The sequence below is a fragment of the uncultured Plantibacter sp. genome, from assembly GCF_963518075.1.
GTDB classification, from domain to species: Bacteria; Actinomycetota; Actinomycetes; order Actinomycetales; family Microbacteriaceae; genus Plantibacter; species Plantibacter flavus_A.
On record NZ_CAUQHZ010000001.1, the window covers coordinates 22,327 to 48,966 of the forward strand.

General features: G+C 70.9%; 21 protein-coding genes. 8 read left to right on the forward strand and 13 right to left on the reverse strand.

Going from position 1 to position 26,640, the window contains the following annotated elements; genetic code table 11:
• Positions 1-126: 126 nt before the first annotated feature.
• Positions 127-966, reverse strand: a complete 840-nt coding sequence (locus RWN05_RS00145) for a MaoC family dehydratase N-terminal domain-containing protein (RefSeq protein WP_314137745.1) — start codon at positions 964-966, stop codon at positions 127-129.
• Positions 967-1,038: 72 nt separating this feature from the next.
• Positions 1,039-2,313, reverse strand: coding sequence for a CoA transferase (locus RWN05_RS00150; RefSeq protein ID WP_314137746.1), 1,275 nt, complete (start codon positions 2,311-2,313; stop codon positions 1,039-1,041).
• Positions 2,314-2,482: 169 nt separating this feature from the next.
• Here RWN05_RS00150 and RWN05_RS00155 point away from each other — a divergent pair, with 169 nt between their 5' ends.
• The 5 genes from RWN05_RS00155 (at position 2,483) to RWN05_RS00175 (ending at position 7,979) form a co-directional block, all read left to right on the forward strand.
• Positions 2,483-3,493, forward strand: a complete 1,011-nt coding sequence (locus RWN05_RS00155; RefSeq protein WP_064297045.1) for an iron ABC transporter permease — start codon at positions 2,483-2,485, stop codon at positions 3,491-3,493.
• A complete protein-coding gene (locus RWN05_RS00160; protein WP_314137747.1) occupies positions 3,490-4,545 on the forward strand; it encodes an iron ABC transporter permease in 1,056 nt (351 codons plus the stop codon). The genes RWN05_RS00155 and RWN05_RS00160 overlap by 4 nt, the downstream gene beginning before the upstream one ends.
• Positions 4,542-5,393, forward strand: coding sequence for an ABC transporter ATP-binding protein (locus tag RWN05_RS00165; protein ID WP_314137748.1), 852 nt, complete (start codon positions 4,542-4,544; stop codon positions 5,391-5,393). The genes RWN05_RS00160 and RWN05_RS00165 overlap by 4 nt, the downstream gene beginning before the upstream one ends.
• Positions 5,394-5,453: 60 nt before the next feature.
• Complete coding sequence (locus tag RWN05_RS00170) at positions 5,454-6,452, forward strand: ABC transporter substrate-binding protein (protein ID WP_314137749.1); 999 nt, start codon at positions 5,454-5,456, stop codon at positions 6,450-6,452.
• Between the two features lie 162 nt (positions 6,453-6,614).
• Entirely contained in the window at positions 6,615-7,979 is a 1,365-nt protein-coding gene (locus RWN05_RS00175) for an MFS transporter (protein WP_314137750.1), read from the forward strand.
• A gap of 60 nt (positions 7,980-8,039) precedes the next feature.
• Here the strand turns inward: RWN05_RS00175 and RWN05_RS00180 are convergent, their stop codons facing one another.
• From RWN05_RS00180 to RWN05_RS00205, 6 genes are all read right to left on the reverse strand, one after another.
• Positions 8,040-8,828 (reverse strand): ABC transporter ATP-binding protein, encoded by a 789-nt coding sequence (locus tag RWN05_RS00180; RefSeq protein ID WP_085512081.1) that lies wholly within the window; start codon positions 8,826-8,828, stop codon positions 8,040-8,042.
• On the reverse strand, positions 8,825-10,684 hold the full coding sequence (locus RWN05_RS00185; RefSeq protein ID WP_314137751.1) for a dipeptide/oligopeptide/nickel ABC transporter permease/ATP-binding protein: 1,860 nt from the start codon (positions 10,682-10,684) through the stop codon (positions 8,825-8,827). The genes RWN05_RS00180 and RWN05_RS00185 overlap by 4 nt, the downstream gene beginning before the upstream one ends.
• Positions 10,685-10,688: 4 nt before the next feature.
• Entirely contained in the window at positions 10,689-11,741 is a 1,053-nt protein-coding gene (locus RWN05_RS00190) for an ABC transporter permease (protein WP_314137752.1), read from the reverse strand.
• Positions 11,742-11,743: 2 nt separating this feature from the next.
• Positions 11,744-13,336 (reverse strand): ABC transporter substrate-binding protein, encoded by a 1,593-nt coding sequence (locus tag RWN05_RS00195; RefSeq protein WP_071261723.1) that lies wholly within the window; start codon positions 13,334-13,336, stop codon positions 11,744-11,746.
• Positions 13,337-13,442: 106 nt separating this feature from the next.
• Complete coding sequence (locus RWN05_RS00200) at positions 13,443-15,047, reverse strand: hydantoinase/oxoprolinase N-terminal domain-containing protein (protein ID WP_064296013.1); 1,605 nt, start codon at positions 15,045-15,047, stop codon at positions 13,443-13,445.
• Positions 15,044-16,180 (reverse strand): DUF917 domain-containing protein, encoded by a 1,137-nt coding sequence (locus RWN05_RS00205; protein WP_314137753.1) that lies wholly within the window; start codon positions 16,178-16,180, stop codon positions 15,044-15,046. Before RWN05_RS00205 ends, RWN05_RS00200 begins: the two co-directional genes overlap by 4 nt.
• 73 nt (positions 16,181-16,253) lie before the next feature.
• Between RWN05_RS00205 and RWN05_RS00210 the strand changes: the two genes are divergently transcribed.
• Positions 16,254-17,753 (forward strand): CdaR family transcriptional regulator, encoded by a 1,500-nt coding sequence (locus tag RWN05_RS00210; protein WP_064296015.1) that lies wholly within the window; start codon positions 16,254-16,256, stop codon positions 17,751-17,753.
• A 51-nt stretch (positions 17,754-17,804) separates the two neighbouring features.
• Here the strand turns inward: RWN05_RS00210 and RWN05_RS00215 are convergent, their stop codons facing one another.
• Positions 17,805-18,653 (reverse strand): alpha/beta hydrolase, encoded by an 849-nt coding sequence (locus RWN05_RS00215; protein ID WP_314137754.1) that lies wholly within the window; start codon positions 18,651-18,653, stop codon positions 17,805-17,807.
• Positions 18,654-18,809: 156 nt separating this feature from the next.
• Here RWN05_RS00215 and RWN05_RS00220 point away from each other — a divergent pair, with 156 nt between their 5' ends.
• Entirely contained in the window at positions 18,810-19,457 is a 648-nt protein-coding gene (locus tag RWN05_RS00220; RefSeq protein WP_314137755.1) for a pyridoxal 5'-phosphate synthase, read from the forward strand.
• Between the two features lie 38 nt (positions 19,458-19,495).
• Here the strand turns inward: RWN05_RS00220 and RWN05_RS00225 are convergent, their stop codons facing one another.
• Positions 19,496-22,372 carry an MMPL family transporter gene (locus RWN05_RS00225; protein WP_314137756.1) on the reverse strand — a complete coding sequence of 959 codons (2,877 nt, stop codon included), beginning with the start codon at positions 22,370-22,372 and terminating at the stop codon, positions 19,496-19,498.
• Positions 22,373-22,435: 63 nt separating this feature from the next.
• Entirely contained in the window at positions 22,436-23,083 is a 648-nt protein-coding gene (locus tag RWN05_RS00230; RefSeq protein WP_064296018.1) for a TetR/AcrR family transcriptional regulator, read from the reverse strand.
• 155 nt (positions 23,084-23,238) lie between these two features.
• On the opposite strand from RWN05_RS00230, the gene RWN05_RS00235 reads away from it, so the two are divergent.
• A complete protein-coding gene (locus RWN05_RS00235) occupies positions 23,239-24,465 on the forward strand; it encodes an MFS transporter (RefSeq protein ID WP_314137757.1) in 1,227 nt (408 codons plus the stop codon).
• 25 nt (positions 24,466-24,490) lie between these two features.
• Here RWN05_RS00235 and RWN05_RS00240 read toward each other — a convergent pair whose 3' ends face one another.
• Both RWN05_RS00240 and RWN05_RS00245 read right to left on the reverse strand, forming a co-directional pair.
• Positions 24,491-25,360 (reverse strand): AraC family transcriptional regulator, encoded by an 870-nt coding sequence (locus RWN05_RS00240; protein WP_314137758.1) that lies wholly within the window; start codon positions 25,358-25,360, stop codon positions 24,491-24,493.
• 113 nt (positions 25,361-25,473) lie between these two features.
• Positions 25,474-26,640 carry a hypothetical protein gene (locus RWN05_RS00245; RefSeq protein ID WP_314137759.1) on the reverse strand — a complete coding sequence of 389 codons (1,167 nt, stop codon included), beginning with the start codon at positions 26,638-26,640 and terminating at the stop codon, positions 25,474-25,476.

The window sequence follows — 26,640 nt, forward strand, 5'->3', positions numbered from 1 at the left end:
AAGGGCGACGTCCCCCGTGAGCACTTCGACGAGCTCAGTGACCGATGGAGGAGGGCTCAGTGACCGATGGAGGAGGGCTCAGTGACCGGAGGAACGCTCAGCAGCCGGCGGCACGCACCCCGGTGGTCAGGGGCGCCAAGCGGCGTCGGCGGAGGCGAGGACCGTACCGTCGGCTGCACGCACGACGACCGAGGTGCCCTCCGGGCCGTCCGTCCCCGCGATGCGGAACGCCGTGTCGACGAGCACCGGTGCCTTCGCCCGGAAGCGGACCGACGCGAGCCGACGACCACCGGCGTTCGCCGTGAGGGCGTCGAGCACCAGGATGCGGGTGAGCGGACCGTGCACGAGGAGGTCGTCGAGCCCCTCGACCTCACGCGCCCACTGTCGGTCATAGTGGATGCGGTGCGTGTTGCCCGTGACCGCCGAGAAGCGGAACAGCTGGCGGGAGTCGAGCGACCGGGTCACGGTCCAGTCGGCTCCGGCGTCGGGATCGACGTCCTCGGCGGCCACCTCGGGCACCGCCGTCCGCGGGGAGGGCACCGCGGGCTGCGCCTCGAGGAACACATCGTGCCAGGTGCTGCGGACGGCGACCTCGCCGTCGACGAGGTACTCACGCACGAGGTCGGCGAAGACCAGACGGCCGGCCCGCCCCTGCTTCTCGACGAGCGAACCGAGGCTCGTACGCTGCGTCACCACGTCGCCGTAGCGGAGCGGCGCCAAGAACTCGGTGTCCTCCCCCGCGTACATGCGGCGCGGCAGGTCGATGATCGGCAGCACGCCGTCCTCCGCGGGTGAGCCGTCCTCGCGGAGCTGCGCGAACGGCGTCTCGAACGGGAAGTGGACGCCCTCCCAGCCGGCGGGGAGCTCCTCGCCGAGGACCGGTTCCGGTGCCGCGGTCGCGAAGGTGCTGCGATACCAGGAGGCGGGACGGAGATCGAGCTGCTCTGTCCGCTCGACGAGCCCCACTCAGATCACCCCGTCAGACCGCAACGCGGCCATGCGTTCGGCAGGCTGCTCCGTCCGCTCCACGACTCCCACTCAGATCACCCCGTCGGACCGCAACGCGGCGATGCGGTCGGCGTCGTACCCGGCGAGCGCCGTCAGCACGTCGTCCGCGTGCTCGCCCATGTGGTTCGCGGGGCGGTCGGTGGTCGCGGGCGTCGCGCTCAGTTTGATCGGCTGGCCGAAGGAGCGGAGGGTGCCGAAGGAGCCGTAGTCGGTCTCGACGACCATGTCGCGTTCGGCCGTCCCGGGGTCGTCGACGACCTCGCCGATGGTCTTCACGGCGGTGAGCGGGACGACGTCGCCGGCCAGCTCCTCGAGCTCGGCGCGGGTGCGGTCCGCGAACCAGGAGACGACGAGCGGCTTGACGCGACGGGCGTAGACCTCCTCGTCGAAGCGTTTGCGCATGGTGTCGATCTCGGGGTCGGCGATCGCCTCGGGCGTGCCGAACAGCTCGCAGCTCGCCTTCCAGAGCTTGTCGGTGTACGCGCCGAAGAACACCTGGCCGTCGGCACAGGGGAACAGCTCGTAGGGCCGGACCCAGGCGTGTTCGTTGCCGGACGGCGACGCGACGGTCCCGTCGACGGTGTAGTCGACGACGGCGGTCTCGGTCATCGCGATGATGCTGTCGACCTGGGCGACGTCGACGAGCTGGCCCACGCCGGTGCGCTCGGCGTGCCGCAGGGCGGCGAGGGTGCCGATGACGCCGAACATCGTCGCGGAGAGGTCGCCGATGGTGACGCCGACGCGCACGGGCGGCTGGTCCGCGTAGCCGTTCATGGACCAGAGTCCGCCGGCGGCCTGCGCCGTGTTGTCGAACGCCGGGCGGCGGCTGCGCGAACCCGTCTGTCCGTAGCCGGAGATCGCGGTGTACACGAGCTTCGGGTTGATGGCGGCGAGCGCCTCGTAGGACAGGCCGAGCTTGGCCATGGTCCCCGGGCGGAAGTTCTCGACGAGGATGTCGGCGCTCGCGACGAGGTCGCGCAGCACCTCCTTGCCGGCGTCGCTCGCGAGGTCGAGCGCCAGACCGAACTTGCCGCGGTTGTACTGGCCGTAGTAGCCGCTGAACTCCTCGTCGCCGTCGCGCAGGTAGGGCGGGAAGCCCCGGGAGACGTCGGGGTCGTTCGGGTTCTCGATCTTGATGACGGTCGCGCCGAGGTCGGCGAGCATCGATGCGGCGTAGGGGCCGGCGAGGACACGGGAGAGGTCGAGGACCACGACGCCCTCGAGCGAGCCGGGCGGGACGGCGAGTCGTTCCGTGGCGGCGAGGACCGCTTCGGTGTCGGCTCCGGTCGACGGCTGCTCGGTCATTCGTGTCCTCCTGATCGCTGTACTCCGTACCGGTCAACGGTATCGGGCGGTGGAGGCCTCACCCATGGGTGAACCGCACACCTCCCGCGCCGTTCCATGGATCACCCCTCCTTCGCCCCGGATGACGGGCGTGCATCGCGACCGGGATAGGTGAGGCTAGGCTAACTCCATGCGCAGCGCGACCCTCCTCCGATCGAGACGCGCGCTCGCCGTCGGCACGCTGGCCGTAGCGCTCCTCGTCATCGCCCTCGCGAGCCTGATGCTCGGCAGCAACCTCATCAGTCCCGTGGCCGTCCTCACCGCCCTGTTCGACCCCGCCCAGGACACCGGCGCCGTCGTCTGGGGGTCGCGGGTGCCGCGCACGGTGCTCGGCGTCCTCGTCGGCGTCTGTCTCGGCATCGCCGGTGCCGTCATGCAGGGGCAGACCCGCAACCCGCTCGCCGACCCCGGCCTGTTCGGTGTCTCCGCCGGCGCGAGCCTCGCGGTCGTCGTCGGGGTCTACGTGCTCGGCACGAGCTCGGTGATCACGACCCTCTGGCTCGCCCTGCTCGGCGCCACCGTCGCCAGCGTCATCGTGTTCTCCGTCGCCGCGCTCGGCCGCGGACTGTCGAGTCCTGTCCCGCTCGCGATCGCCGGCACCGCCGTCTCGGCCCTGCTCGTCGCCCTGACCTCGTACCTCGTCCTGTCCGACGAGACGACGCTCGCCGCCTATCGCATCTGGGTGGTCGGTTCACTGTCCGGCCGATCGCTCACGGGCGTCGACGCGGCCCTGGTCTTCGCCGGGCTCGGCCTCGTGTTCGCGGTCGCCAACATCCGCTCGCTGAACGCCCTGGCGCTCGGGACCGAGCTGGCGAACGGCCTCGGCGAGAACCTCATCCGCGCACGACTCGTGGGGCTCGCCGCGATCACCCTGCTCACGGCCGCCGCCGTGGCCCTGACCGGCCCGATCGCCTTCGTCGGACTCACCGCCCCGCACATCGCGCGCACCCTCGTGGGCGGGCATCACGGCTGGCTCCTCCCCGCCTCGGGACTCGTCGGTGGGAGCGTGCTGCTCGCGTGCGACGTGATCGGTCGACTCATCGGCGGCACCGCCGAGGTGCCCGTGGGCGTCGTCCTCACCGTCGTGGGTGGGGTCGCGTTCATCGCCATCGTGCGCCGCGGACGGATGGCGGAGCTGTGAGCGCCGTGCGCGAGGGCAGCCGCTTCTTCGGCCGCCTGTGGCGAGGGCGGGTCGTCGGCGTCACGATCGCCTGTCTCGTCGTCGCGCTGGCGTTCACCCTGCTCGGGATCGTCGCCGGCTCGTCGTCCCTGACGATCCCCGACGTGATCACCACCCTGCTCGGTGGCGGGACGGGCGGCCAGGAACTCATCGTGTTCGAGCTCCGCCTCCCCCGGGTCGTCGGCGGCCTCCTCGTCGGTGCGTCCCTCGGACTCGCCGGGGCCCTGACCCAGACCTTCGCACGCAACCCGCTCGCCACTCCGGACATCCTCGGTGTCACCTCGGGTGCCGCGCTCGGGGCCGTGGCAGCGATCGTCCTGGTCGGCGGCAGCTACTCGGTCGGGGCCGGCGCCCTCAGCCTGGGCTTGCCCGCCATGGCCGCGATCGGCGCCCTCGTCACCTCCGCCGCCGTCTACGCGCTGTCCTGGCGCGGCGGCGTCGACAGCTTCCGACTCATCCTCATCGGCATCGGTGCCACCGCGACCCTCGGTGGCATCACGAGCTACCTCATCGCCCGGGCGCAGATCACCGAGGCGGCAGCGGCGGCACAGTGGCTCGTCGGCAGCCTCTCGGGCATCTCCTGGTCGAGCGTGTGGCCGGTGCTCGTCGCGCTGGTGATCCTGACGCCGATCGCGGTCCTGCAGACGAGCAGCCTCGACATCAGCCAGCTCGGCGACGAGTTGTCGACCGGCCTCGGCGTCGCGGTCCAGCGGCATCGGATCGTCGTCATCGCGTGCGCGGTCCTGCTCGTCGCCGCGGCCGTGTCCGCGGCGGGGCCGATCGAGTTCGTCGCCTTCGTCGCGCCGCAGATCGCCCGCCGCCTGGCCCGCACCGGTCGCCCGCCGCTGCTCGCCTCCGCGCTGCTCGGCGCCGTCTTCGTCACGGGCGGCGACGCGCTCGTCCGTGGTGTCCTGCCGGGCGAGATCCCGGTGGGCATCATCACGGCGATCGTCGGCGCGCCCTATCTCATCTGGTTGCTGACGCGCCGCAAGGAACGGGAGACCTCCGCATGACCGACCCCGCCACGACCGCATCGCCCGCGCAGGAGCGCCAGACGCCCGCCCTCGAGGCTCGGGGCGTCTCCCTGGCCTACGACCAGACGGTGGTGTTCGAGGGGCTCGACCTCCGCATCGAGACGGGCGAGGTCACGACCCTCATCGGCGCCAACGGCTGCGGCAAGTCGACGCTGCTCAAGGCGTTCGGTCGCCTGCTCACCCCGACCGCCGGCACGGTCGAGCTCGACGGCCGCGGCGTGCGGTCGATCCCGACCCGCGAGGTCGCGCGCCGGCTGGCGATCCTGCCGCAGAAGCCCCTGACGCCGTCGGCGACGACCGTCCGCGACCTCGTCTCGCGGGGCCGGCACCCGCACCAGAGCCTCCTCAAGCCGTGGACGCCCGCCGACACGATCGCCGTCGACGAGGCGCTCGCCGCCACCGGTCTCGAGACCCTCGCCGACCGCGACACGGCCTCCCTGTCGGGCGGGCAGTTGCAGCGCGCCTGGATCGCCCTGGTCCTCGCGCAGCGGGCCCCAACGATCCTGCTCGACGAGCCGACGACCTTCCTCGACCTCAGCCACCAGCTCGACGTCCTCCGACTCGTGCGGTCGATCAACCGCGAACGTGGCGCGACGGTCGTCATGGTCCTGCACGACCTCACGCTCGCCGGTCGCTACTCCGACCGCCTCGTCGTCGTCGGCGGCGGCCGGGTCATCGCCGACGGCACGCCCTGGGAGGTCCTCACCCCGGCCGTGCTCCGGGAGGCGTTCGACCTCGACGCGATCGTCATCCCCGACCCGAGCAGCGGTTCGCCACTCATCGTGCCGGTCGACCCCGACGACGCGATCGCCCTCGACGCGGAGTGATCCGGGCGATCGGGCATTCCGATATCGTTTCGTGACTTAGGTTCGGCTACCCTAAGTATCATGACGATCTCTTCACGCCTCCGCCGCGCCGCACTCGTGCTCGTGCCCGCGCTCGCCCTGGTCGGCCTCGCCGGCTGCTCCCCCACCGCCGCCTCCGACGCCGACAGCAGCGGCGCCTGGAGCTACACCGACGACACCGGCACCACGGTCAAGCTCGACGAGCAGCCCAAGCGCATCGCGAGCTTCGCCGACTACGCGCTCGGCCTGCACGGCAACGGCATCGACCCCGTCGCGGTCTTCGGTCGCGTCGACGTCGCCACCGACAAGCGCTTCACGGACTACGACCTCGGCGACACGGCCATCGTCGGCAACAGCTACGGCGAGATCGACCTCGAGGCACTCGCCGAGGCGGCACCCGACCTCATCGTGACCGGGATCTACCCGACCGATCGCGACGGCACGCTCGACCTCAAGGGCCCGTACTACGGTGTCGCCGACGTCGAGCAGCAGGAGCAGCTGGAGAAGATCGCCCCGGTCGTCGCCATCAAGGTCGGCGGCAAGGGTGCCGACGTCATCGCCTCGCTCAACAAGCTGTCCGAGGCGCTCGGAGCCGACGAGGACACCATCGCCGCGGCGAAGGAGAAGTACGACACCGCAGCAGCGGACCTGACCGCCGCAGCGAAGGAGACCGACCTCGAGGTCACGCAGATGTACGCGGACGCGAGCGGCATCTACGTCGTCAAGCCGCAGGACGAGCCGGAGACGGAGCTGTACAGCGAACTCGGCGTGAAGTACACGAACGCGAACCCGGACGGTTACTACTATTGGGACATCTACAGCTGGGAGAACGCCGGCCAGGCGATGACCGGTGACGTCCTGCTCGTCAACGTCGAGGGCTTCCAGCAGAGCGACCTCGAGGCGCAGGCGACCTTCGCCTCGCACCCGGCGCTCGTCGCCGGCCAGATCCACTCCTGGAACACCGCCGCCCTCGACTACACGTCTCAGGCGAAGCAGATGGAGACGCTCGCCGGGATCCTTCGCGAGTCGAAGGCGCTGTAGCGAGCACGGGGTGGGGCGGCCCTCGGGCGCCCCACCCGTGTGCTCCCGACGCACCGGATCGGCTCCGGAGTGTGCCGACCATACATGGGCCGGGCCTCCAGACGGCCGGTAGCCTCGTCAGGCGTCCCGGCCGTCCGGGTGCGCCCAACACGAAGGAGTGCCATGGCCATCCAGAGCGCGCGCGCGAGCGACCCACGCGGATCCGACACCACCGCCGTCGGCCAGAGCGACATCGATCGCGACGGCCTCGACTCCCGGGTGCAGCGTCGCCGCGCCATTCTCGCCAGCTCGGTCGGCACCGTCATCGAGTGGTACGACTTCACCCTCTACGGGCTGGCCTCCGCGCTCGTGTTCGCGCCGCTGTTCTTCCCCGGCGCCGGTGACCTCGCCGGCCTGCTCGGCGCGTTCGCCGGCTTCGCGGTCGGCTTCGGTGCCCGCCCGATCGGCGGCCTGATCTTCGCCCATTATGGCGACAAGCTCGGGCGCAAACCGACGCTGCTCATCACGCTCCTCTTCATGGGCGTCGCGACCACGATCATCGGGTTGCTCCCCACCGCCGAGACCATCGGCATCTGGGCACCGATCCTGCTCATCGTGCTGCGGATCTTCCAGGGCATGGGCTCGGGCGCCGAGTTCGCGGGCGCGATCACGATGGCGAGCGAGTCCGCCGACGTGAAGCACCGCGCGTTCGCCGCCTCGTTCCCCGGCGCCTCCGTGTACGTGGGCATGGCGCTCGCGACCACCGTCTTCGCCGTGGTGAGCACGCTGCCGATCGAGCAGTTCCAGAGCTGGGGCTGGCGGATCCCGTTCCTCGCGAGCGTCGTCATCGTGGCCTTCGCCCTGTACTTCCGCCTGCGCGTGAAGGAGACGAAGGCGTTCGAGAGCGCCGAGGAGCGCGGTGCCGTCACCTCCGCTCCGCTGGCCGGCGCGATCCGCTCGCACTGGCGCGTGATCATCTGCGGCATGGCGCTGTTCACGTTCGCCCTGCCATGGGTCTACGTCGTGCAGGTGTTCTCGCTGTCGTACGTCACGGGCACGCTGAGTGTGCACCCGACGGAGGCGCTCATCGGCCTCATCGTCGCCGAGGTCCTGACCATCCCGACGGCGCTGCTGTTCGGTCGCCTCGCCGACCGCATCGGTCGCAAGCCCGTCCTCATGGGCGCCGCGATCTTCGGTGTGGTCTACGCGTTCCCGATGTTCCTGCTCTACAACACGGAGCAGTCGACCCTCGTCGCGCTGGGCCTGATCCTCGGCCTCGCCGTCATCCAGGGTGCCACCATCGGCACCTCGGGGGCGCTGCTCGCCGAGATCTTCCCGACCTCGATGCGCTGGAGCGGCATCGCGCTCTCCCGCGAGATCCCGGCCGCCCTCGTCGGCGGGACGGTCCCGCTCGTCGCGACCGCGCTCGTCGCCGCGAGCGGTGGGGCACCGTGGTTCGTGGCGGCGTACCTGCTGGTGCTCAGCGCGATCGGCATCGTCGGGATCGCGTTCCTCCCGGAGACCCTGCCGCGCAAGCAGCGGGACTGACCTGTTCCCCCCGATCCCGCCCTTCGACAGGCTCAGTGACCGGGAGCGGGAATCCCTCCGCTACTCCTCGTCCCACGTCATGCGACGGCCCATCACGGGCACGGAGGCCAGGAGTTCTCGGGTGTAGGCGTCCTCGGGAGCAGCGAGGACGGTGGCCGTCGGACCCGCCTCGACGACCCGGCCGGCCTGCATGACGCTCACCGTGTCGCACATGTAGTTCACGACGGCGAGGTTGTGGGAGATGAACAGCACCGTGAGTTCGAGCTCGCGCTGCAGCTCGCGCAGCAGGTTGAGGACGACGCCCTGCACCGACACGTCGAGCGCCGAGGTGATCTCGTCGGCGATGAGGACCTCCGGTTCGGCCGCGAGCGCCCGGGCGATCGTGATGCGCTGCCGCTGACCACCCGAGAACGCCGACGGCAGGTCATTCGCCCGGTCCGGGTCGATGTGCACGCGCTCGAGCAGCTCACCCACCCGGGACCGCTGCTCCGAGCGACTCCAGGAGCGCCCCGTCGCCCGGGACCCCTCGGCGATCGACAGTCCGATCGGCATGCGCGGGTCGAGCGCGGAGTACGGGTCCTGGAAGACGAGCTGCACGCGTCGACGCGCGCGACGGGCAGCGGACGAGCGCCCCACGATGTCGGCGCCGTTCAGTCGGATGCCGCCGGCGCTCGGGATGACAAGGCCGACGGCGGCCGCGGCGACCGTCGACTTGCCCGAGCCCGACTCCCCCACGAGCCCGTGGGACGTGCCCGGTCGGACCGTGAGGTCGAAGCCGTCGACCGCGGTGTGCGCGGACGCGCCGTGGCCGTAGCGGACCGTGAGGCCGGAGAATTCGAGACCGGTCATGCGCGCCGTCCTTCGGTGGTGATGGGCCCTTCGAGAACCGGATCCTGAGGTTGTCGAAGGGCAGGGACCAGGGGGTCCTCCTCGTCGATCTCGTCGATCGCACCGATGACCGGGAGCGGCATGGTGCGGTCGGAGGTCATGTCGGGGACGCAGGCGATGAGCCCGCGGGTGTACGGATGCCGCGCCTCGTGGAGGCGGTCGGCGTCGAGCGATTCGACGATGCGGCCGTCCTTCATGACGAGGATGCGGTCGCAGAACCCGCTGACGAGGGCGATGTCGTGCGAGATGAGCAGGATCGCAGCGCCCGTCTGCTCCTGCGCCTCGTGGAGGACCCGGAGGACCTGACGCTGCACCGTCACGTCGAGCGCCGTCGTGGGCTCGTCGGCGATGAGCAGCTTCGGGCGGCCCATGAGTCCCATGCCGATCATGGCCCGCTGGCGCATGCCGCCGGACAGCTCGTGCGGGAACTGCTTCAGGCGCTTGGCCGGAAGCGGGATCCGCACCGACTCGAGCGCGGCCTCGGCACGCTTCGTGGACTCGGCCGTCGACAGCCCCTCGTGGACCTCGACGGTCTCGCGGAGCTGCTTCCCGATCGTGAGCGAGGGGTTGAGCGAGGTGAGCGGGTCCTGGAAGACCATGGCCAGCTCGAGACCGAGGCGGCTGCGCTCGGCCTTCGTGAGCGGTGCGGTCATGTCGATCCCGCGGAAGCTCAGCTCCGAGGCCTGTACCGAGGAGTCCGGCCCGAGGAGGGCGGCGATCGCCATCGCGCTCACCGACTTGCCCGATCCGGACTCGCCGACGACACCGACGACCTCGCCGGGCATGATCGTGAGGCTGATGCCGTGGACGCGCTCGACGAGTCGGCCGTCGCGGTCCGGGAAGGCGACGCGGAGGTCGCGCACCTGCACGACGGGCTCCTGGTCGGCCGGGGTCGCAGCCGCAGCCGACGCGGTCGCGGGAGCCGCGGTGCGACGTCGCGCCGGCGCAGGCAGGCCGAGCAGCCGCTTCGAGGACTCGTTCCAGAGCTCGCCGAGCTGCGTGAAGATGACGCCGCACACGACGAGCGCGATACCGGGACCGATCGCCGCCATCGGGTTGCCGTAGATGCGGGCGATCCCGAGGCCGAGGAGGCGCCCCCAGTCGTACTCGGGCGCCTGGACCCCGAGACCGAGGAAGGACAGGCCGGCGAAAGCGAGCAGCGTGCCGGAGGCGGAGACCGCTGCGTTCACGAGCATCGGCGGGAGCATGTTCGGCATGACGTGCCGGACGAGCACCTCCGCCTGCCCGACACCCGCGATCCGCGCGGCCTTCACGTAGTCGCGACCGATGAGCGACGACGCGAGCGTGTAGGTGAGGCGGGCGAAGGTCGGCACGCCGGCGAACCCGACGGCGAGCATCGCGCCGGTGGCGCTCGCGCCCCAGATCACCGAGAAGAACAGCGCCATGAGGAGCCACGGGAACGACAGCAGGATGTCGATGAGGGCGGTGACGAGTCGGCGGAGCGGTCGAGGCAGGACCGTCGCGACGGCCCCGAGCACGACGCCGCCGACGACCGAGATCGCCGTGGCGCCGAGGGTCAGGAGCACGGACACCCGCGTAGCGACCATGACCCGGGCGAAGACGTCCCGGCCGAGCTCGTCGGTGCCGAAGGGGTGGGCCAGGCTCGCACCGGCGAGGCGGTCGGCCACGGACGTCGTGTCGGCGGCGGACCCCCAGACGGTCGGGCCGACGACCGCGACCACGATGATCAGGAGCGCGCCGATCGCGCCGGTGAGGCCGCGCGGGGTGCGGAGGCGGTCGAGCACCGGCGATCGGCGTGAGGGTGTGGGACTGGAGGTGGTCGGACGGATGCTCATGAGCTCAGCCCTCCGTGATCGAGGAGCGCGGATCGATCGTCGCGAGCGCGATGTCGATGAGGAGGTTGAGACCGAGGACGAGGATCGCGTACACGAGCACGATGCCTTGGATCATCGGGTAGTCCTTCGAGGTGATCGACGAGACGATGCTCGTCCCGAGACCGGGGATGGCGAAGACCGTCTCGATGAGCACGGTGCCGGCGACCATACCCGTGAGGATGATGCCGCCGATCGTGAGCGTGGACGTCACCATGTTCGGCAGCGCGTGCCGGAGGTAGACGAGGTGTGTCGGGAGGCGCTTGCTCCGTGCCGTGGTCATGTACGGCATCTCGAGGACGGCCAGCATCTCCACGTGCACGATGCGGGCCAGGTAGGCCATCGGGCCGACCGCGAGGGCCACCACCGGCAGGATCGCCTGGTCGAAGCCTCCCCAGCCGGCGGCCGGGAGCACCTTGAGCCCGATGCTGAACACGGCGATGAGACCGACGGCGAGCAGGAGGCTCGGGATGGCGATCAGCACGCCGAGCAGACCCGAGACGCCGAGGTCGGCGAGTCGGCGGCGGCCGGTGCGCGAGGACACCGCGGTCGCGACGCCGATGGGGAAGGCGCCGATCGCCGCGAGGAGGAAGGACGCGACCGCGAGGGTGAGCGTCACCGGGAAGCGCTGCGCGATCGTGTCGGCGACCGGCCGCTGCGACCCGATCGCCGTGCCGAAGTCGCCGCGGAACAGTCCGCTGACGTAGTTGACGAACTGCTCCGGCACCGGCACGTTCAAGCCGAGGTCGGCGCGCGTCCGCTCGACGAGTTCCGGCGTCGCACTGTTCCCGAGCGCAGCCCGCACCGGGTCGCCCGGCACGAGCTGCACGATCAGGAACGTCGCGACGATGACGATGGCGAGGGAGACGAGCACCCGGCCGAGTCGTCGGAGGATGAAGGACGTCCGCGGGGAGAGTCCGCCGAGGACGCCACGACCCCCTCGACGCGCGACCGCCGGGCCGCCGGGGACCGTGGCCGGGTCGGTGGCCTGCCCGGTGGTCACGGTCGAGGGGATCGCCATGATCAGCCGACCATCCGGATGCTCGTCGGGCGGATGAAGTTCGGCCGCTCGACCTCGGCGCCGTTCAGGTACATGAAGTCCTGCGCGTCGGCGATCGGGAACACGTCCGTCCGCTCGATGAGCTTCGCCTCGGCCTGCTGCCAGAGGTCGCAGGTCTCCTCGGGGCTGGCCGTCTTGGCCTGCTCGGCGAGCGCGTCGTACTCCGGGTTGTCGACGAACATGAAGTTGTTGCCGCCCTTGTCCGGGGTCTCGCCACCGAAGAAGGTGTTCACGATGACCGGTCCGCCCGGAGCGATCTGCACGAAGCCGGTGTCCCAGTCGAAGGTCGAGAACAGCTGCTCGGACCAGGCGTTCGCGTCGTTGCCCGAGAGCTCCGTCGTGACGCCCAGCTCGTCCCAGGTCTGCTGCACGAGCTCGGCCGCTGCCGCGTGGCTCGGGGTGGCCGCGTCGTAGATGAACTTGATCGTCAGCGGCTCACCGTCCTTCGACCGCTTGCCATCCGAACCGAGCTTCCAGCCCGCCTCATCGAGCAGCTCGCCGGACTTCTCGACGTCCGTCTCGGGGAGCGTCCACTGCGGGCCGTCGGCGACGCAGAGGTAGGGGCTCTTCACGACGAGCGACTTCGATTCCTCGGCGGTGCCGTCGGTGACGACCTCGCCGACCTGCTCGCGGTCGATCGCGGTGACGAGGGCCTCACGGACGAGCGGGTCGGAGGTGGGACGCTCGGGACGCTCGTTGAAGAGCATCTCGCCGATCGGGTTTCGCACGCCCTCGCTGCCGAGACCGGCCGCCTCGACGCGGTCCTGGTCGGCGCCGCCGATGCTCGCGGCGTTCACGTCACCGGAGAGCAGCAGGTTCGCGGCGGTCCCGGGGTCGGTGACGACGCGGACCTCGAAGGTGTCCGGCAGGCCCTTGGTGTCGCTCGTGACGTCCTCGGGACCCCAGGTGTAGTCGTCGCGCTTCGTGAAGGTGTAGCTGGAACCCGGGGTCGCCTTGTCGAGGGTGAAGAGGCCGGTGCCGTTCATCGTCTCGACGAGGGAGTCGGGGTCGTCGAGGCCGGCCTGGCAGACCATCTCGACGGTGCCGGTGTTGGCGAGGATGAACGGGTCGGGCGTCGAGCTCGTGACGGTGAGCTGGTTGCCGTCGGCGGTCGCGGTCATCCGCTCGGAGACCTGCGCGCCGTAGTAGAAGGTCGCGTTGGCCGGGTCGGCGTTGTAGGTGATGTTCGCCGCGGCGGTCTCCGCGGTGAACGGGGTGCCGTCCGCGCAGGTGATGCCGTCCTTGAGCGTGTAGGTGATGGAGGTGGAGCTCGCGTCCTCCTCCCAGCTCTCGGCCAGCCAGGGCAGGAGCTCGCCGTCGGCGTTGACGTACACGAGCGACTCGTAGTGGAAGCTGATGATCTCGCGGGCCTCGAGGCTGATGCCCGTCATGGGGACGAGGCTGCCGGGGTCGCCGCTCATCGCGGTGACGAAGGTGCCGCCGGAGACGTACTCGCCGGAGGGATCGGAGGATTGCGAGGAGGTGCACGCGGTGAGGGCCACCGCGGTGAGGGCCGCGGTGGCGAGGGCCGCCGCGGCTTTCCGCTTGCTGTTCATGCTGGATCCTTCGTACTCGGGTGGCCGTGGTGCGCGGGTGGCCGGATCAGATGGGGTGAGGTGCCGTGCTGGTGCTGGTGGAGAGCTGTGCTGGTGCTGGGGTGGGTCAGATGCGCTGTCGGGTCGCCGTTCCGATGCGGGCGAGCGGACCCGCCGCCTTCACGGAGACCTTCAGGGTGGGACGGGTGGCGTACGAGACGGGGGTCTCGAGCACGTCGACGATCTCGACCGAGCGTGGGTCTGCGCCGGCCTGGATCGCCTTCTCGATCGCGGAGCGTCCTGCCTCCTCGATGGCGGCTGCGCGGTCGGCGAAGTCGCAGAGCTGATCGGAGCGCCCACCGGCGAGCGCGATGGCCGCGCCCACGGCGTTGGCGACGTTGCCGCGCGCCGGGCGCAGGACCTCGCTCGCGCCGAGGACGGCGTCCGGGACGAGGAATCCTCCGCCGCCGACGACGACGAGCGGGAGGCCGGTGCGGCCGAGCGACATGCGCTCCACGGCGGACTCGATGCGTTCGTGGGCGACGCCGAGCGCGTGCTCGAGTGCCTGGCGGGTGGCGCGGTCGAGGGGCGGCAGCTCGCGGTCGGCGATGCCGAACTGGAGCGAGGCCGCGTCGGTGAGGGTCGGGGTGGTGCCGCCGAACAGCAGCGCCTCCTCGGTGAGCCGGTAGCCGACGGAGTCGTGCCGCGGGACACCGGTCGCGGTGTCGACGATCGTGCCGCCGCCGAGGCCGACGCTCAGGATGTCGGGCATGCGGAAGTTCGTCCGCACGCCACCGACCTCGCGGGGCAGGGTCGACTCGCGGGGGAACCGGTCGACGAGCACGCCGAGGTCGCTCGTCGTGCCGCCGACGTCGATGATGATCGCGTTGTCGGCACCGGAGAGGAACGCGGCACCGCGGATGGAGTTCGCCGGCCCGGAACCGATCGTGAGCACTGGATAGCGCGCCGCGTACTCGACGGCCATGAGCGTGCCGTCGTTCTGGGCGAAGTAGGTGGTCGCGTCGAGTCGCTCCTCGGCGACGACGGTCGTGAGCGCGTTCGTGACGTCGCGGGCGACGGCGTAGAGGGACGCGTTCAGGACGGTCGCGTTCTCGCGCTCCAACAGGCCGAGCGCGCCGATCTCGTGGCTCAGCGACACCGGGATGTCGACCCCGACGTGGTCCTGGACGAGCGCCTCGACCTCGAGTTCCTGCTCGGGGAACGACGGGCTGAAGATACCGCAGACGGCGACGGCGTCGAAGGTGCCGGCCAGGGCGTCGAGCTCGCGGCGGATGAGGTCGCGGTCGAGCGGGGCGATCGGGTAGCCGTCGACGAGGTGGCCGCCGCCGGCGAGGATGCTCCCCGCGAGGACGACGTCGCGCAGCTCCCGCGGCCAGCCGGCGAGCGGCGGGAGCGAGGTGGCGGCGGGCGAGCCGAGCCGGATGACGACGACTCGTCCGAGGTCGCGACGGTTGACGATCGCGTTCGTCGCGTGGGTGGTGCCGAGCATGACGCGGGTGACGAGGCCCCGGTCGTCACCGAGCTGGTCGAGGACCTCGGCGAGCGCCGCCCGGATGCCGCCGGTGACGTCGCGGGTGGTGGGCTGCTTGGTCCACGAGACGACCTCGCCCGTACCCGAGAGCGCGACGGCGTCGGTGTTGGTCCCGCCGACGTCGATGCCGATCGCGAGCTCACCCGAGGTGTCGGTGACGGTGCTGGTGCCGGCGCTCATCGGGTCGCTCCAATGGTCTCGTCGGCGCTCACGCCGAACGGCTCGTAGTCGAGGTCGTAGCCGAACGCGCGCGGGCCGGCGAGTTCGAGGCCGCGCTCGGTGCGCCACAGTGGGTCGCACGCCCAGGCGAGGACGCTCACCCGTTGTCCGAAGCGCAGCATCTCGGTGGAGATCGCGTCGCCCGTCTCGGAGTCGACGATCGTGACGAGGTCGGGGACGCTGACGATGACCGCTCCGTCCTCCATGACGACGAGGTTCTCGTTCTGGATCTCCACGCGGGTGAGGCGACCGCGGTGCTCGCCGATCCCCTCGACCGTGACGGAGCCGCGGGTGAACCCGCCCTCGGTGCGGCGCTCGATGTCGACGACCTTGCCGCCGGTGATGAGGGATGCGCCGAGTTCGTCCGTGAGTGCGCCGACGGGGTCGGTGGCGGTGAGGAGCCGTCGCCCGACCTGCACGGCGCGACTGACGCTGCCCTCGATGACCGCGCCGCGGACGGTGTCGCGGTCCATGACGTAGTTGGCGCCGATCGAGATCGCTCCGCTGGCCACGGTGAGGGCGCGGGCGTGGCGCTCGAGCCAGGCGAGGCTGACCGGCCGCAGGATCGAGACGTTGCCGATCACGTCGCTGAGGACCGCGTACCCGGGCGGGAGGTTCGCGACGTTCATCGCGGTCATCGGCGCTTCCGGGAAGGCACGTCCCATGCCGTCGGCGTCGAGGATGCTGAGGCCGAGGCTCGCGGCCCAGCCGACGGGCCCGATGCCGTTGCTGCCGCCGATCTCCGTCGCCATGATCGTGGTGATGCGCTTGCCCGTGAGTCGCTCGATCTCCTCGACGATGATCTCGGCCTGGCCGCTCGCGCCGAGCATCTCGAAACCCACCGAAGGGGCACCGATGCCGGACATGGCGACGACCACGTCGTCCGCGTCGAGGTCGGCGACCTGTTTGACGGGGACCGGTCCGAACCGCTCCAGGGCGATCTCGACGCCGAGCTGCGGGGTCTGCACCGCGCCGCCGCCTCCGGTGCCGAAGATGGCGCATCCTGCGGCGAGCGCCGGCACGTCGGCCAGGGTGATGCTGGTGATCGGCGTGGCCGACGCTGCGGAGCGTGCAGCGGGGTGGTTCGTTGACATGTACCGAGCGTAGGCAGGGTCGGGAATCACGACAATGTTCCCCCAGCCCACACAATCGGGGCAGAATGTGCTCATGGCCCAAGTCACCGTCGCGGACGTCATCCTCCAAGCCGAGCATCTCGGCGCCCGTTGCGTCGCCGGTGCCCCCGCGGGCGTGCCGGTCACCGGCGTCGAGATCCTCGCGCTCGACGAGTTGAACGACGCGACCGAGCACTCCATCGCCATCGTGACGACCCCCGACGGCGCCGTCCCGAGGCCGTACCAGGTCGACATCGCCATCCGCCGGGCCATCGCCGCGGGCTGTGCCGGCCTCGTGTTCGTCGGTGCGTTCCCGGTCGCCGAGACCTCACGGGCCCTCGCGGACCGCGGTGGTCTGCCGGTCATCATGAGCGAGGGCATCGCCTCCGACCTCGCCGTGCTCATGGACCGCACCATCCGCGGCGGGGCCGAGGAGGCGATGTCGCGCGCCGAGTTCGCGATCCAACGGGTGATCAGCGCGTCCGCGGCCGAAGCGGAGCAGGCGTCGGGTGTCGGCGTGCGGGAGGCGATCCTCGAGGTCGCCAGCACGACGCTCGGGGTGCCGGTCACGCTCGTCGAGGATGCGAGTGCCAGCTGGCTCGAACCCGACGCGGTGTGCATCGGTGAGATCCCGATCGGCCGCGTCCACGCCGAGCGTGACGACCCGGCGGCGGCGATCGCGCTCCCGGTCATCGCCTCCGTCCTCTCGCGCGCCCTGCAACGGGAGCTGCACGGACGGTTCGGTTCGGTTCGCTCGCGGGCGGAACTCATCATCGAGCTGATCTTCGCGGAATCGTCCCGTATCGACGGCTTCGCGATGGACGCGGTCCGCGCCGGGCTGCCGTTGCAGCTGTCGCACGCGGTGGCGTGGCTGACCCCGAAACACGCGAGCGATCCCGACCGTCGGGCGCCCACGGTCCTCGCGCCGTCCGTCGAACTGTTCGCCCTCCAACTCGTCGACCAGCGCGAGGAGCAGTGGCACCTCGCGATGCGGCGCGACGAGATCGTCGTCATCGCATCGGAGGAGCTCGGCGCACCCGACCACCAGCGGCGCCTGCGCGACGTGATGGAGCGGATCGTCGCGCACGCCGCGACGATCGCGGGGCCGGAGTGGACGTTCACCGTCGGGCTCGGGACGCCGCAGAGCGGGGCGGCGGGGCTCCGGCAGTCGGCGACCGAGGCGCGGGTCGCTGCGGAGGCCGCCATCGCGGGTGGTCGCTTCGGCACCATGGAGGCGACGGACGTCACCGGGCTGCGGCGGGTGCTCCTCGACTTCTACGCCTCACCGCTCAGCCGGACGCTCCTCGACGACATCCTCTCGCCACTCGACGCCCTCGGACCGGAGCGGGCCACGATCTCGGTGCGGACGCTCCTCGCGTACCTCAGCCATCGCAACTCGCTGGCGCGTGCCGGAGCGGAACTGAACCTGCACCCGAACGCGGTGAACTACCGGATCCGGCGCATCGAGCAGTCGCTCGAACTCGACCTCGCCGACCCCGACGTCCGCTTCGCCGCGGAACTCGCCTGCCGGGTGCGCCTCATCGGCATGCCGTGAGGTGAGGCGAATCGTCGTTCTCGGGCGTCCAGTGCGACGAATCGCCTCATCTCAGCCCTGCGACGACGCGCTCCTCGCGACCCGGACGATGCCGGCGGCCAGCGTCGGCCAGAGCTCGGCGGGGATGAGGTGCCCCATGCCGGGGAGGACGTGGAGCTCGGCCGCCGGTATCGCCTGAGCGATGTCCACGGCGGAGGACCAGTGCAGGACGTCGTCCTCGCGACCGTGGAGCACGAGGGTCGGCACGGTCACGTCGCGCAGTCGTTCGAGTCGCTCCGGCGCACGCAGGAGCGCCGCCCACTGCCGGCTGAAGCCCTCTGGCGCGTAGCCACGATCGTAGGCCTCACCTGTCGCCCACACCTCCCAGGCGGTGTCCGGCTGGTAGCGCGCGCCGGGCACGGGTGCGGCGAGCTCCGCCATCGCGGCGACGGACTCCTCCCGGGTGTACCGCACCGGCTCGACGAGCAGCTCGGGCCGCTCGCCGTGCAGGATGTAGCGCGGGTCCTGGCCGGGGATCGTGGACAGCAGGCCGAGGCTCAGCACGCGCTCCGGGTGGTCGAGCGCGACCATCTGCGCCATCATGCCGCCCATCGAGTGCCCGACGAGGTGCGCCTGCTCGACCCCGAGATGGTCGAGCACCCGCAGGACGTCGTCGCCCATGTCGCCGAGCGAGTACCCGCCGTCGAGGTCGGTCTCGCCGCCGAACCGCTGCGAGAAGCCGACGTCGCGGTTGTCGAACCGCACGACCCGGAAGCCCTCGTCCACGAGCATTCTCCGGAACGGATCGCGCCAGGTGAGCAGCTGCGCGCCGCCGCCGGCGATGAGCACGATCACCGGGTGGGCGGGGTCGCCCTCCACCTCGTAGTAGATCGAGACGTCGTCGGTGTCGGTGTACGGCATGCGGTACCCACTCTCTCGGAGGTGCGCCCTGGCGGGCGTTTCGAGGCTAGCCCGCGGCCTGTCCGGGCACCATGTGCCCGGACACCACGGTTCCGGAGGAGACTGTGCCGACGCCCCAGTCGTCGGTACCGAGGGCAACGCGGGTAGGCTCGCGACATGAGCGCCGAACCCCTCTCCGGAGACGACACCCTGCAGCTGCCCGAGTTCGAGACCCCGCCCGCCGAGCCCATGCTGCTCGCTCAGCAGTGGCTCGCCGCAGCGATCGAGCGGGACGTCAGCGAACCCCGATCGATGACCCTCGCGACCGCCACCTCGGTGGGCGTCGTGAGCGCGCGCACCGTCGATGTGAAGACCCTCGACGATCGCGGCCTGATCTTCGGCTCCTCGACCGAGAGCCGGAAGGGCGGGCAGCTCGCCGAGAATCCGAGCGCCGCCCTCCAGGTGTACTGGCGCGAGACGATGCAGCAGCTCCGCTTCGAGGGCCGCGTCGAGCAGTTGAGCGATGAGGAGTCCGACGCGCTGTTCGCCGACCGATCGCCCAAGTCGCGAGCGGCGACGGCGGTCGCCCACCAGTCGACGCCGTTCCGCGACGGCCCGGAGGAGACCCTCGACGCCCTCATCGCGCAGGCGAACACGTTGCTCGAGCGCGAGGGCGATGATGTCCCCCGCCCGGCCACCTGGGTCGGATTCCGGCTGGTCCCGGACATGGTCGAGTTCTGGCACGCCAGCCGCGACCGCATGCACCGGCGCCTCCGCTACCTGGCGGCCGACGGCGGCTGGATCGTGGACCGCCTGCAGCCGTAGCGGAGAGGGGCTCACCGGCCGCCCGCACTACCTCGGCACTACCTCGGCGCGCGGACGACCACGACGCCACCGACGGGCGGCTCGACGACCGCGGTGCCGTTGTCGGCGTCGACCGCGATGACGTAGGCACCGACGGCCACGCGCTGCACACCGGCGGTCGCCGGGTGCACGATGACGTCGAGCCCGGGCTCCACCCGGGAGACCTGCCGGTCGGCCGGGTCGGGGTCGGTCGTGAGCACGTGCGCCGGGTGCGTCCGCTCGGCGGCGGCCGCCGCCTCCCGGCGGGTCAGCTCACTCGACGGTGCGGCCACGTGTGCGGCCGTCCCCGCGGTCACGCCGGCTCCGAGGGCCGCCGTCTCCGCGCCGTCGACCGCGTTCCGCGGCTCGCCGTTCGACGGAGCGGTCGCGACCGAACCCGTGTCATGCGGGTGGCTGCGCTTGAGCGCGGCACCCTCGACGTCGACGTTCGGGAGGATGCGGTCGAGCCACTTCGGGATCCACCAGGCGCTCTTCCCGAGCAGGTGCATGACCGCCGGGATGAGGAGCATGCGGACAACGAACGCGTCGACGAGCACACCGAACGCGAGACCGAACCCGATCGACCGGATCATCGCCGAGTGGGAGAAGATGAACCCGCCGAAGACGGAGATCATGATGATCGCCGCCGCCACGACGACCGTGCGGCCGGCGTGCAGCCCGCGCTGGACCGCCAAGCGCGCCGGGGCACCGTGGGCGAACGCCTCACGCATGCCGGACACGAGGAACAGCTGGTAGTCCATCGCGAGCCCGAAGAGGATGCCGATCAGGATCGTCGGCAGGAAGCTCAGGATGGGTCCCGGGTCGTGCACGCCGAACACCGGTCCGAGCCAGCCCCACTGGAAGATCGCCGTGATGCCACCGAAGGTCGCCGCGAGCGACAGCATGAAGCCGAGCGTCGCCGTGAGCGGCACGAGGATCGAGCGGAACACGAGGATCATGATGATCAGCGACAGACCGACCACGAGCGCCAGGTAGAGCGGGAGGGCGTCGGACAGCTGCTTCGAGACGTCGATGTTGCCGCTCGCACTGCCGGCCACGCCGAGCTCGACGTCACCCGACAGCGGCGAGAGGTCGCGCAGGTCGCGGACGAGCTGCTCCGTGGAGACCGCGTTCGGGCCCTCCTTCGGGATCACCTGGAAGGCGAGCACGGAGTTGTCGTCCGATGCGCCCACCGGTGCGACGGCCTTCACGTCGTCCTGGTCGGCGATCTCCTGGCCGATCCGCACCTGCTCCTCGAGGACCTCCTCGTCGGTGGCGGCGTCGGGCAGCGTGGCGACGACGAGCAGCGGCCCGTTGACGCCGGCACCGAACTTGTCCTCGATGAGTGTGTAGGACTGGTACTGCGTCGAGTCGACGGCTTCCGAGCTGCCGTCCGGCAGGCCGAGGCGCATGTCGAGCGCGGGGATCGCGACGACGCCGAGCACGACGAGTCCGGCGACGAGCGTGCCGACGGCGCGCAGCGAGCCCATGGGCTTGGTCGGGACGGCGTCCGGACGCGGCGTGCCGATGGTGCCGCGTGCCTTCCGGCTGAGGATACGGAGGCCGAGCAGCGACAGCAGGGCGGGCGTCAAGGTGACCGCGAGCAGGATCGCGACGGCGACGCAGATCGCGCCGACGGTGCCCATCAGGCCGAGGAAGGGGATCCCCGTGACGTTGAGCGCCAGCAGCGCGACGAGGACGGTCGATCCGGCGAAGACGACGGCGTTCCCGGAGGTGCCGTTCGCGAGCCCGATGGACTCGTGCAGCTCGACGCCCGCGAGCAGCTGCTTGCGGTGTCGGTTGAGGATGAACAGCGAGTAGTCGATGCCGACCGCGAGCCCGAGCATGACGCCGAGCACCGGCGTGATCGAGAGCATGTCGACGACGCCCGAGAGCGAGAGCGACGCGGTGACGCCGACACCGACGCCGACGATCGCGGAGACGAGCGGGAGCGATGCGGCGATGACCGTGCCGAGCATGACGAGCAGCGTGATCGCCGCGATGATGAGGCCGATCGCCTCACCCACGCCGAACAGCTGCGGCAGGCTCTGCGCGAGCTCGTTCGAGAACTCGACCTCGACGCCCGACGGGACGTCCTCCTTCACCTGGTCGATGACCGACTGCTTCGTCTCCGGCGTGACCTCCTGCTGACGCTTGTCGAAGACGACGTTCGCGACCGCAGTGGTGTCGTCGGTCGAGACGGTGCGGATGCCCGAGGAGAGGTCGAGGAGCTGGGAGGAGAGTTCGAGCTTCGTGCTCTGCTCGTCGAGCTTCGCGAGGTTCTCGGTGATGGTGGCCTGCTGGGCGTCGAGCGCCGTCTGCTGCTGCGTGATCGCGGTCTGCTGGGCGTCGAACTGGGCCTGTGCGGCGGCCGGGAGCGTGCCGCCGGCGGCCTGCTGCGCCTGGGCGAGCGCGGCGCTCAGCTGGGTCTGCGCGTCGGTCAGCTGCTGCTGTCCGGCGTCGAGCTGCGTCTGGCCGTCGGTCAGCTGGGTGCGGCCGTCGTCGATCTGCGTCTTGCCGTCGGAGATCTGCTTCGCCTGGTCGGCGATCGTCTCCTGCGTCTCGAAGGGGTTGACCGTGGTGTCGACGCCCTTCAGGTCGGCCGTCTCGTCGAGCAGCTCGCCGATCGCGGTCTTCTGGCTGTCGGTGAAGGCGTCGCCGTCCTTCGTGTGGAACACCATCGCCCCGGTGCCGCCGGACGCGCTCGGGAACGACTCCTCGAGCTGGTCGGTGACCTTCGCGGTCGGCGTGCCCGGGATGGTGACGGCGCTCGAGAGGGTGCCGCCGAAGGCGAGGAACGCGCCGACCGAGATGCCGAGGATCACGATCCAGGAGATGAGGACGGCCCACGCGCGACGCGCGGAGAAGCGTCCGAGGCGATACAGCAGTTCAGCCAAGGGAGTCTCGATTCTTCGGGAGGTGGTGCTGGTGTCGTGTGCGGGGACGGAACGGGAAGCGGGTCAGTGCGTGGACGCGTAGCCGGTGCGGACGCTCGCGATGAGCCGTTCCAGCAGGTCGGTCCAGAGGGCACGGGCTTCATCGTCCGTGGTGGCGCCGGTACTCGCGATCCAGTGGTGGGCGAGCACTTCGACACCGTGCATGAGGGAGGACACCAGGAAGCCGGCCTCGAGTTCGTCGACGTCGGTGTTGCGCTCGGCCAGTTCGTGGGCGAGCTCCTGGGTGGTGCGGGAGAAGGTGGCCTGGAAGAGCTGCTGCGGGCGCGAGTCGTCGGGTGCGAAGCCGCCGAGCGCGTTCCAGAGGAAGGCGATGACGCGGGGGATGTCGGTCGTGCGGAGCGCTGCGGCGACGTCCTCGAACATCGACACGCGCGACCCGGGGCCTGCCGGTCGTGCGTTGACGGCGGACCGGAAGCTCTCGATCACGACGGCCAGCTCCTCCGTGCAGGAGGTGGTGACGAGGTCGTCGATCGAGGAGAAGTGGTTGAACACCGTGCGGCGCGAGACGTCAGCGCGCTCGGCGATGACGTCGACGTTGAACCCCGCGATGCCCTGCTCCGCGATCATGACGCGGGCGGCGTCGAGGATCGCCCGATGGTGGCGCGCGCGGAGGGCGGCGCGTCGATCCTCGGCGGGGGCGGTGGTGGACACGTGGGTACATTACGTGCACCGATGCACTGAGTGCAACTTGTTGACCATGGTCTCAGGCGACTCTCGGCAGGGCACGGCGCCTCCGGTGGACTGGCGGTCGGCTCGAGTGGACGGGAGGTCGGATGCGACCGCTTCGTCTCGGGCAGGCTTGAGCCATGACGACAGACGAGAAGCTCGACGCTCCACGAACGGGCTCGGTCCCCACGACGAACACAGCCGCGTCCGCCGCACCGCGCACGCGGACCGCATGGGCCGCCGTCGCCGTGATGATGGCGACGAGCTTCGTGCTCGTGCTCGCCGAGTTCCTGCCGCCGAGCCTGCTGCCGTCGATGGCAGCCTCGCTCGGGATCACCGAGGGCCAGGCAGGCCAGGCCGTCACCGCGACGGCGTTCATCGGCTTCCTCACCGCACCGACGATCGGCGTCCTCGTCCCGCGGCTCGACCGCCGCCTCCTGCTCGTCCTGCTCGCAGCGGCCGCCGCGGTGTCGAGCGCGCTCGTCGCGATCTCCGGCGACTTCGTCATGCTGCTCATCGCCCGCCTCCTACTCGGCGCAGCCCTCGGCGCCTTCTGGGCGATGTCGATCGCGATCGCCGCCCGGTTGTCCGCTCCGCACCACCTCGGTCGGGCGATCATGCTCGTGAACACCGGCACCACCGTCGCGACGGTCGCCGGTGTCCCGGTGGGCACCTACCTCGGTTCGGTCATGGACTGGCGCCTCATCTTCGCCGGTGTCGCGGTCATCACCGCGGTGGTGGCGGTCGCCTTGCGACTCGTCCTGCCGCCCGTCGCCCCGGCGCCGTCCAGCGGCGGTCTGCGGTCGCTCGTCGACACGCTCCGGGTCCCCGGCATCCGCGTCGGCCTCACGGGGCACATCCTGACCGTCCTCGGCCACTTCATCGCCTTCACCTACATCCGGCTCGCGATCGAGCGGGTGCCGGACCTCGACGCGGCCGGTGTGGCCGTCCTCCTCGCGGCGTTCGGCCTCGGCGGCGTGGTCGGCAACTTCGTGATCGGACTCCTCGTCGACCGCCACCTCGCGGCTCTGCGCTTCGTCGTCCCGGCCTTCATCGGCGTCTCGATCGCGCTCGTGACCCTGTTCCCGGGGCAGCCTTGGATCGTGACCATCGCGATCACCACCTGGGGCATGGGCTTCGGCGCCTGGCTCACGACCCTGAGCACGTGGATGGGTCGCCTCGTCCCGGACCGCATGGAGTCCGGTGGCGGACTCGTCGTCGCGGGGTTCCAGCTCGCGATCACCGTCGGTGCCGGAGCGGGTGGACTGCTCGTCGACGCGGTCGGCATCGTCCCGGCGCTCACGGTCGCGGCGATCTCCGCGATCATCGGTGGCATCGTCTTCGGGTCGGCGCGCACCGCGCGGTGACGCCGAAGGCTGCCCGGCCGACCGCCTACGCGGCGAGCGCCGCCTCGGCACGCCAACGGGCGGGCGTCAGGCCCGTGTACCGCTGGAAGGCGCGCGCGAACCCGTCTTCCGACACGTAGCCGAGGGCACCGGCGAGCTCGGCCACGGACGCGTCGCCCGTGAGGATGAGCCCCTTGGCCGTCTCCATGCGCACGGTCGTGAGGTAGGCGCGCGGGGTGTGCCCGACGACCTCGCGGAACCGCTCTGCGAACGCCGACCGCGACATCATGGCGATGCGGGCGAGCGTCTCGAAGGTCCACGGTCGCCCAGGTTCGGCGTGCAGTGCGTCGAGGACCGCACCGATGTGCGGGTCGCCGATGCGCTGCAGCCAGCGCTCCGGTGCGCAGCCGGCCTCGTTCCAGGTGCGCAGCGCGGCCGACACGATCGTGGTCGCGATGCGGCTGCAGATGACGCTGTCGCCCGGCCGCGGACGACCAGCCGCCTGCGGGCAGCCCATACCTTCCAGGAGCGCCGCCATCGAGGGCTCCTGCCCGGCGAAATCTGCGACGTACAGGTGCTCGGGCAGCGTCTCCGCCACCTGCTGGCGTTGACCCGGCGGGGTGAACGCGACGTCGAGGAGCTCCGCGTCCTCGAGCGCGACCACCGTCGTGGTGTGGGCGCGAGGGAAGAAGACGAGGTCGCCGGCGTCGAGGTCGCGGGTGCCGTCGGTGGCCGTGAGGCGGACGCGGCCGCTGGAGAGGTAGACGAAGCCGGACGCCGCGTGCGGCCGCCGCAGCGGAACGTTCGCGGCGAGGCGGTCGCGGTCGGTGCCGTGGATCGTCCACTCCAAGCTCGCGAGCGCGCGATCGAAGGTGTCGGTCGCGGGCCCTGCGGGAGCGGTCAGGGTGGTGGTCACACCGTCGTGAACGCGATTGCGTCACCGGATGTTCCGCGATCCTGCACGCTGAGTCGCCCGGATCTGTCCGGTTTCGGAGTGGATCCGAGCAGATTCGGGCGACTCGGTTGCGGCTAGCGCCCGTCGATCACGGACATCAACCCCGCGAAGGCGAAGGCGCCCGGGATGAAGTACAGCAGCGTGCGGGTGACGAGCCAGCTGACCGCACCGACGGCCACCCAGATCGCATGGAAGCGCGCCCGCACCGTGAGGCGACGACCCTCCTCGCCGACGACCGTCTCCTTCCGGGTCCAGACCTGCTCAGCCTCCATGGCGTCCCGCGCCGCCTCGAGGACGCTTCCCGCGTCCTGCCCTGCCACCCGTTCGTCGCGGTACCGCTCGGCCCTCGTGATGAGACGCGGGACGAGGTCGCTGAGGATCGCGTCGACGGCGACCCAGGGGGCGGCGTACGAGAAGTCGGCGGCCGGCTTACTGAAGAAGACGACCCGATCGTCGACCATCTCCACGTTGTAGTACGCCGCGGCGCTGACGAGCGACGACATCACGTCGGGGGTCAGCACGTATCGCGCGTCCGTTCCGTAGCCGGACGGTGCGTAGACGCGGAACCACCGATCGAAGTCGCCCTCGAGGGAGATACGCAGACCCCGGTCGAGGCCCGGCGGCAGGTCGCTGCGGACGGTGTCGTTCGTCGTCGCGTCGAGCAGGAGGTGCGGGAGCGGGGCCGGTAGCTGCACGGTCAGGTAGTGCCAGTCCCGCGACCGCTTCACGTCGTCGACGAGGTTGCCGAACTCGACCCGGTCGCCGACGAACCGCGGGTGGGACGACAGCTGCGGCCCCGGCGTGGTGATGAAGGCGTTGTTGCACTTCCCCGTCGTGGTGATGAGCGAGGAGAACATCGTCCGTCCTTTCGGCTCCTCCTCGAATCCGTTCGCCACCGCCGTCAGGTGGGTCCGCCACTCGGCGAGGCGTGCCTTCGGGGACGGCGGACGTCGCGACCAGCGGTACAGGAACCAGGCCCCGACGAGGAGACCCACGAGGACGAGCACGGCGACGACCAACCCGACGACGTCATCGATTTCGACGCGACCGTCGTGGTACTCGTCGACGCTGACCCCGACCGAGACGAGGGCGATCGCGAGGTACCAGAGGACGAGACTGAAGTAGAGGTGGAAGAGCACCCTCCGCCCGGTGGGCACCCACTTGGACCGGCCAGAACGACGCTCGTCCGCCATCGCCGCGGCGACCTCGTGTTCGGGCGCCGTCAGCCACCGCAGTTCCAC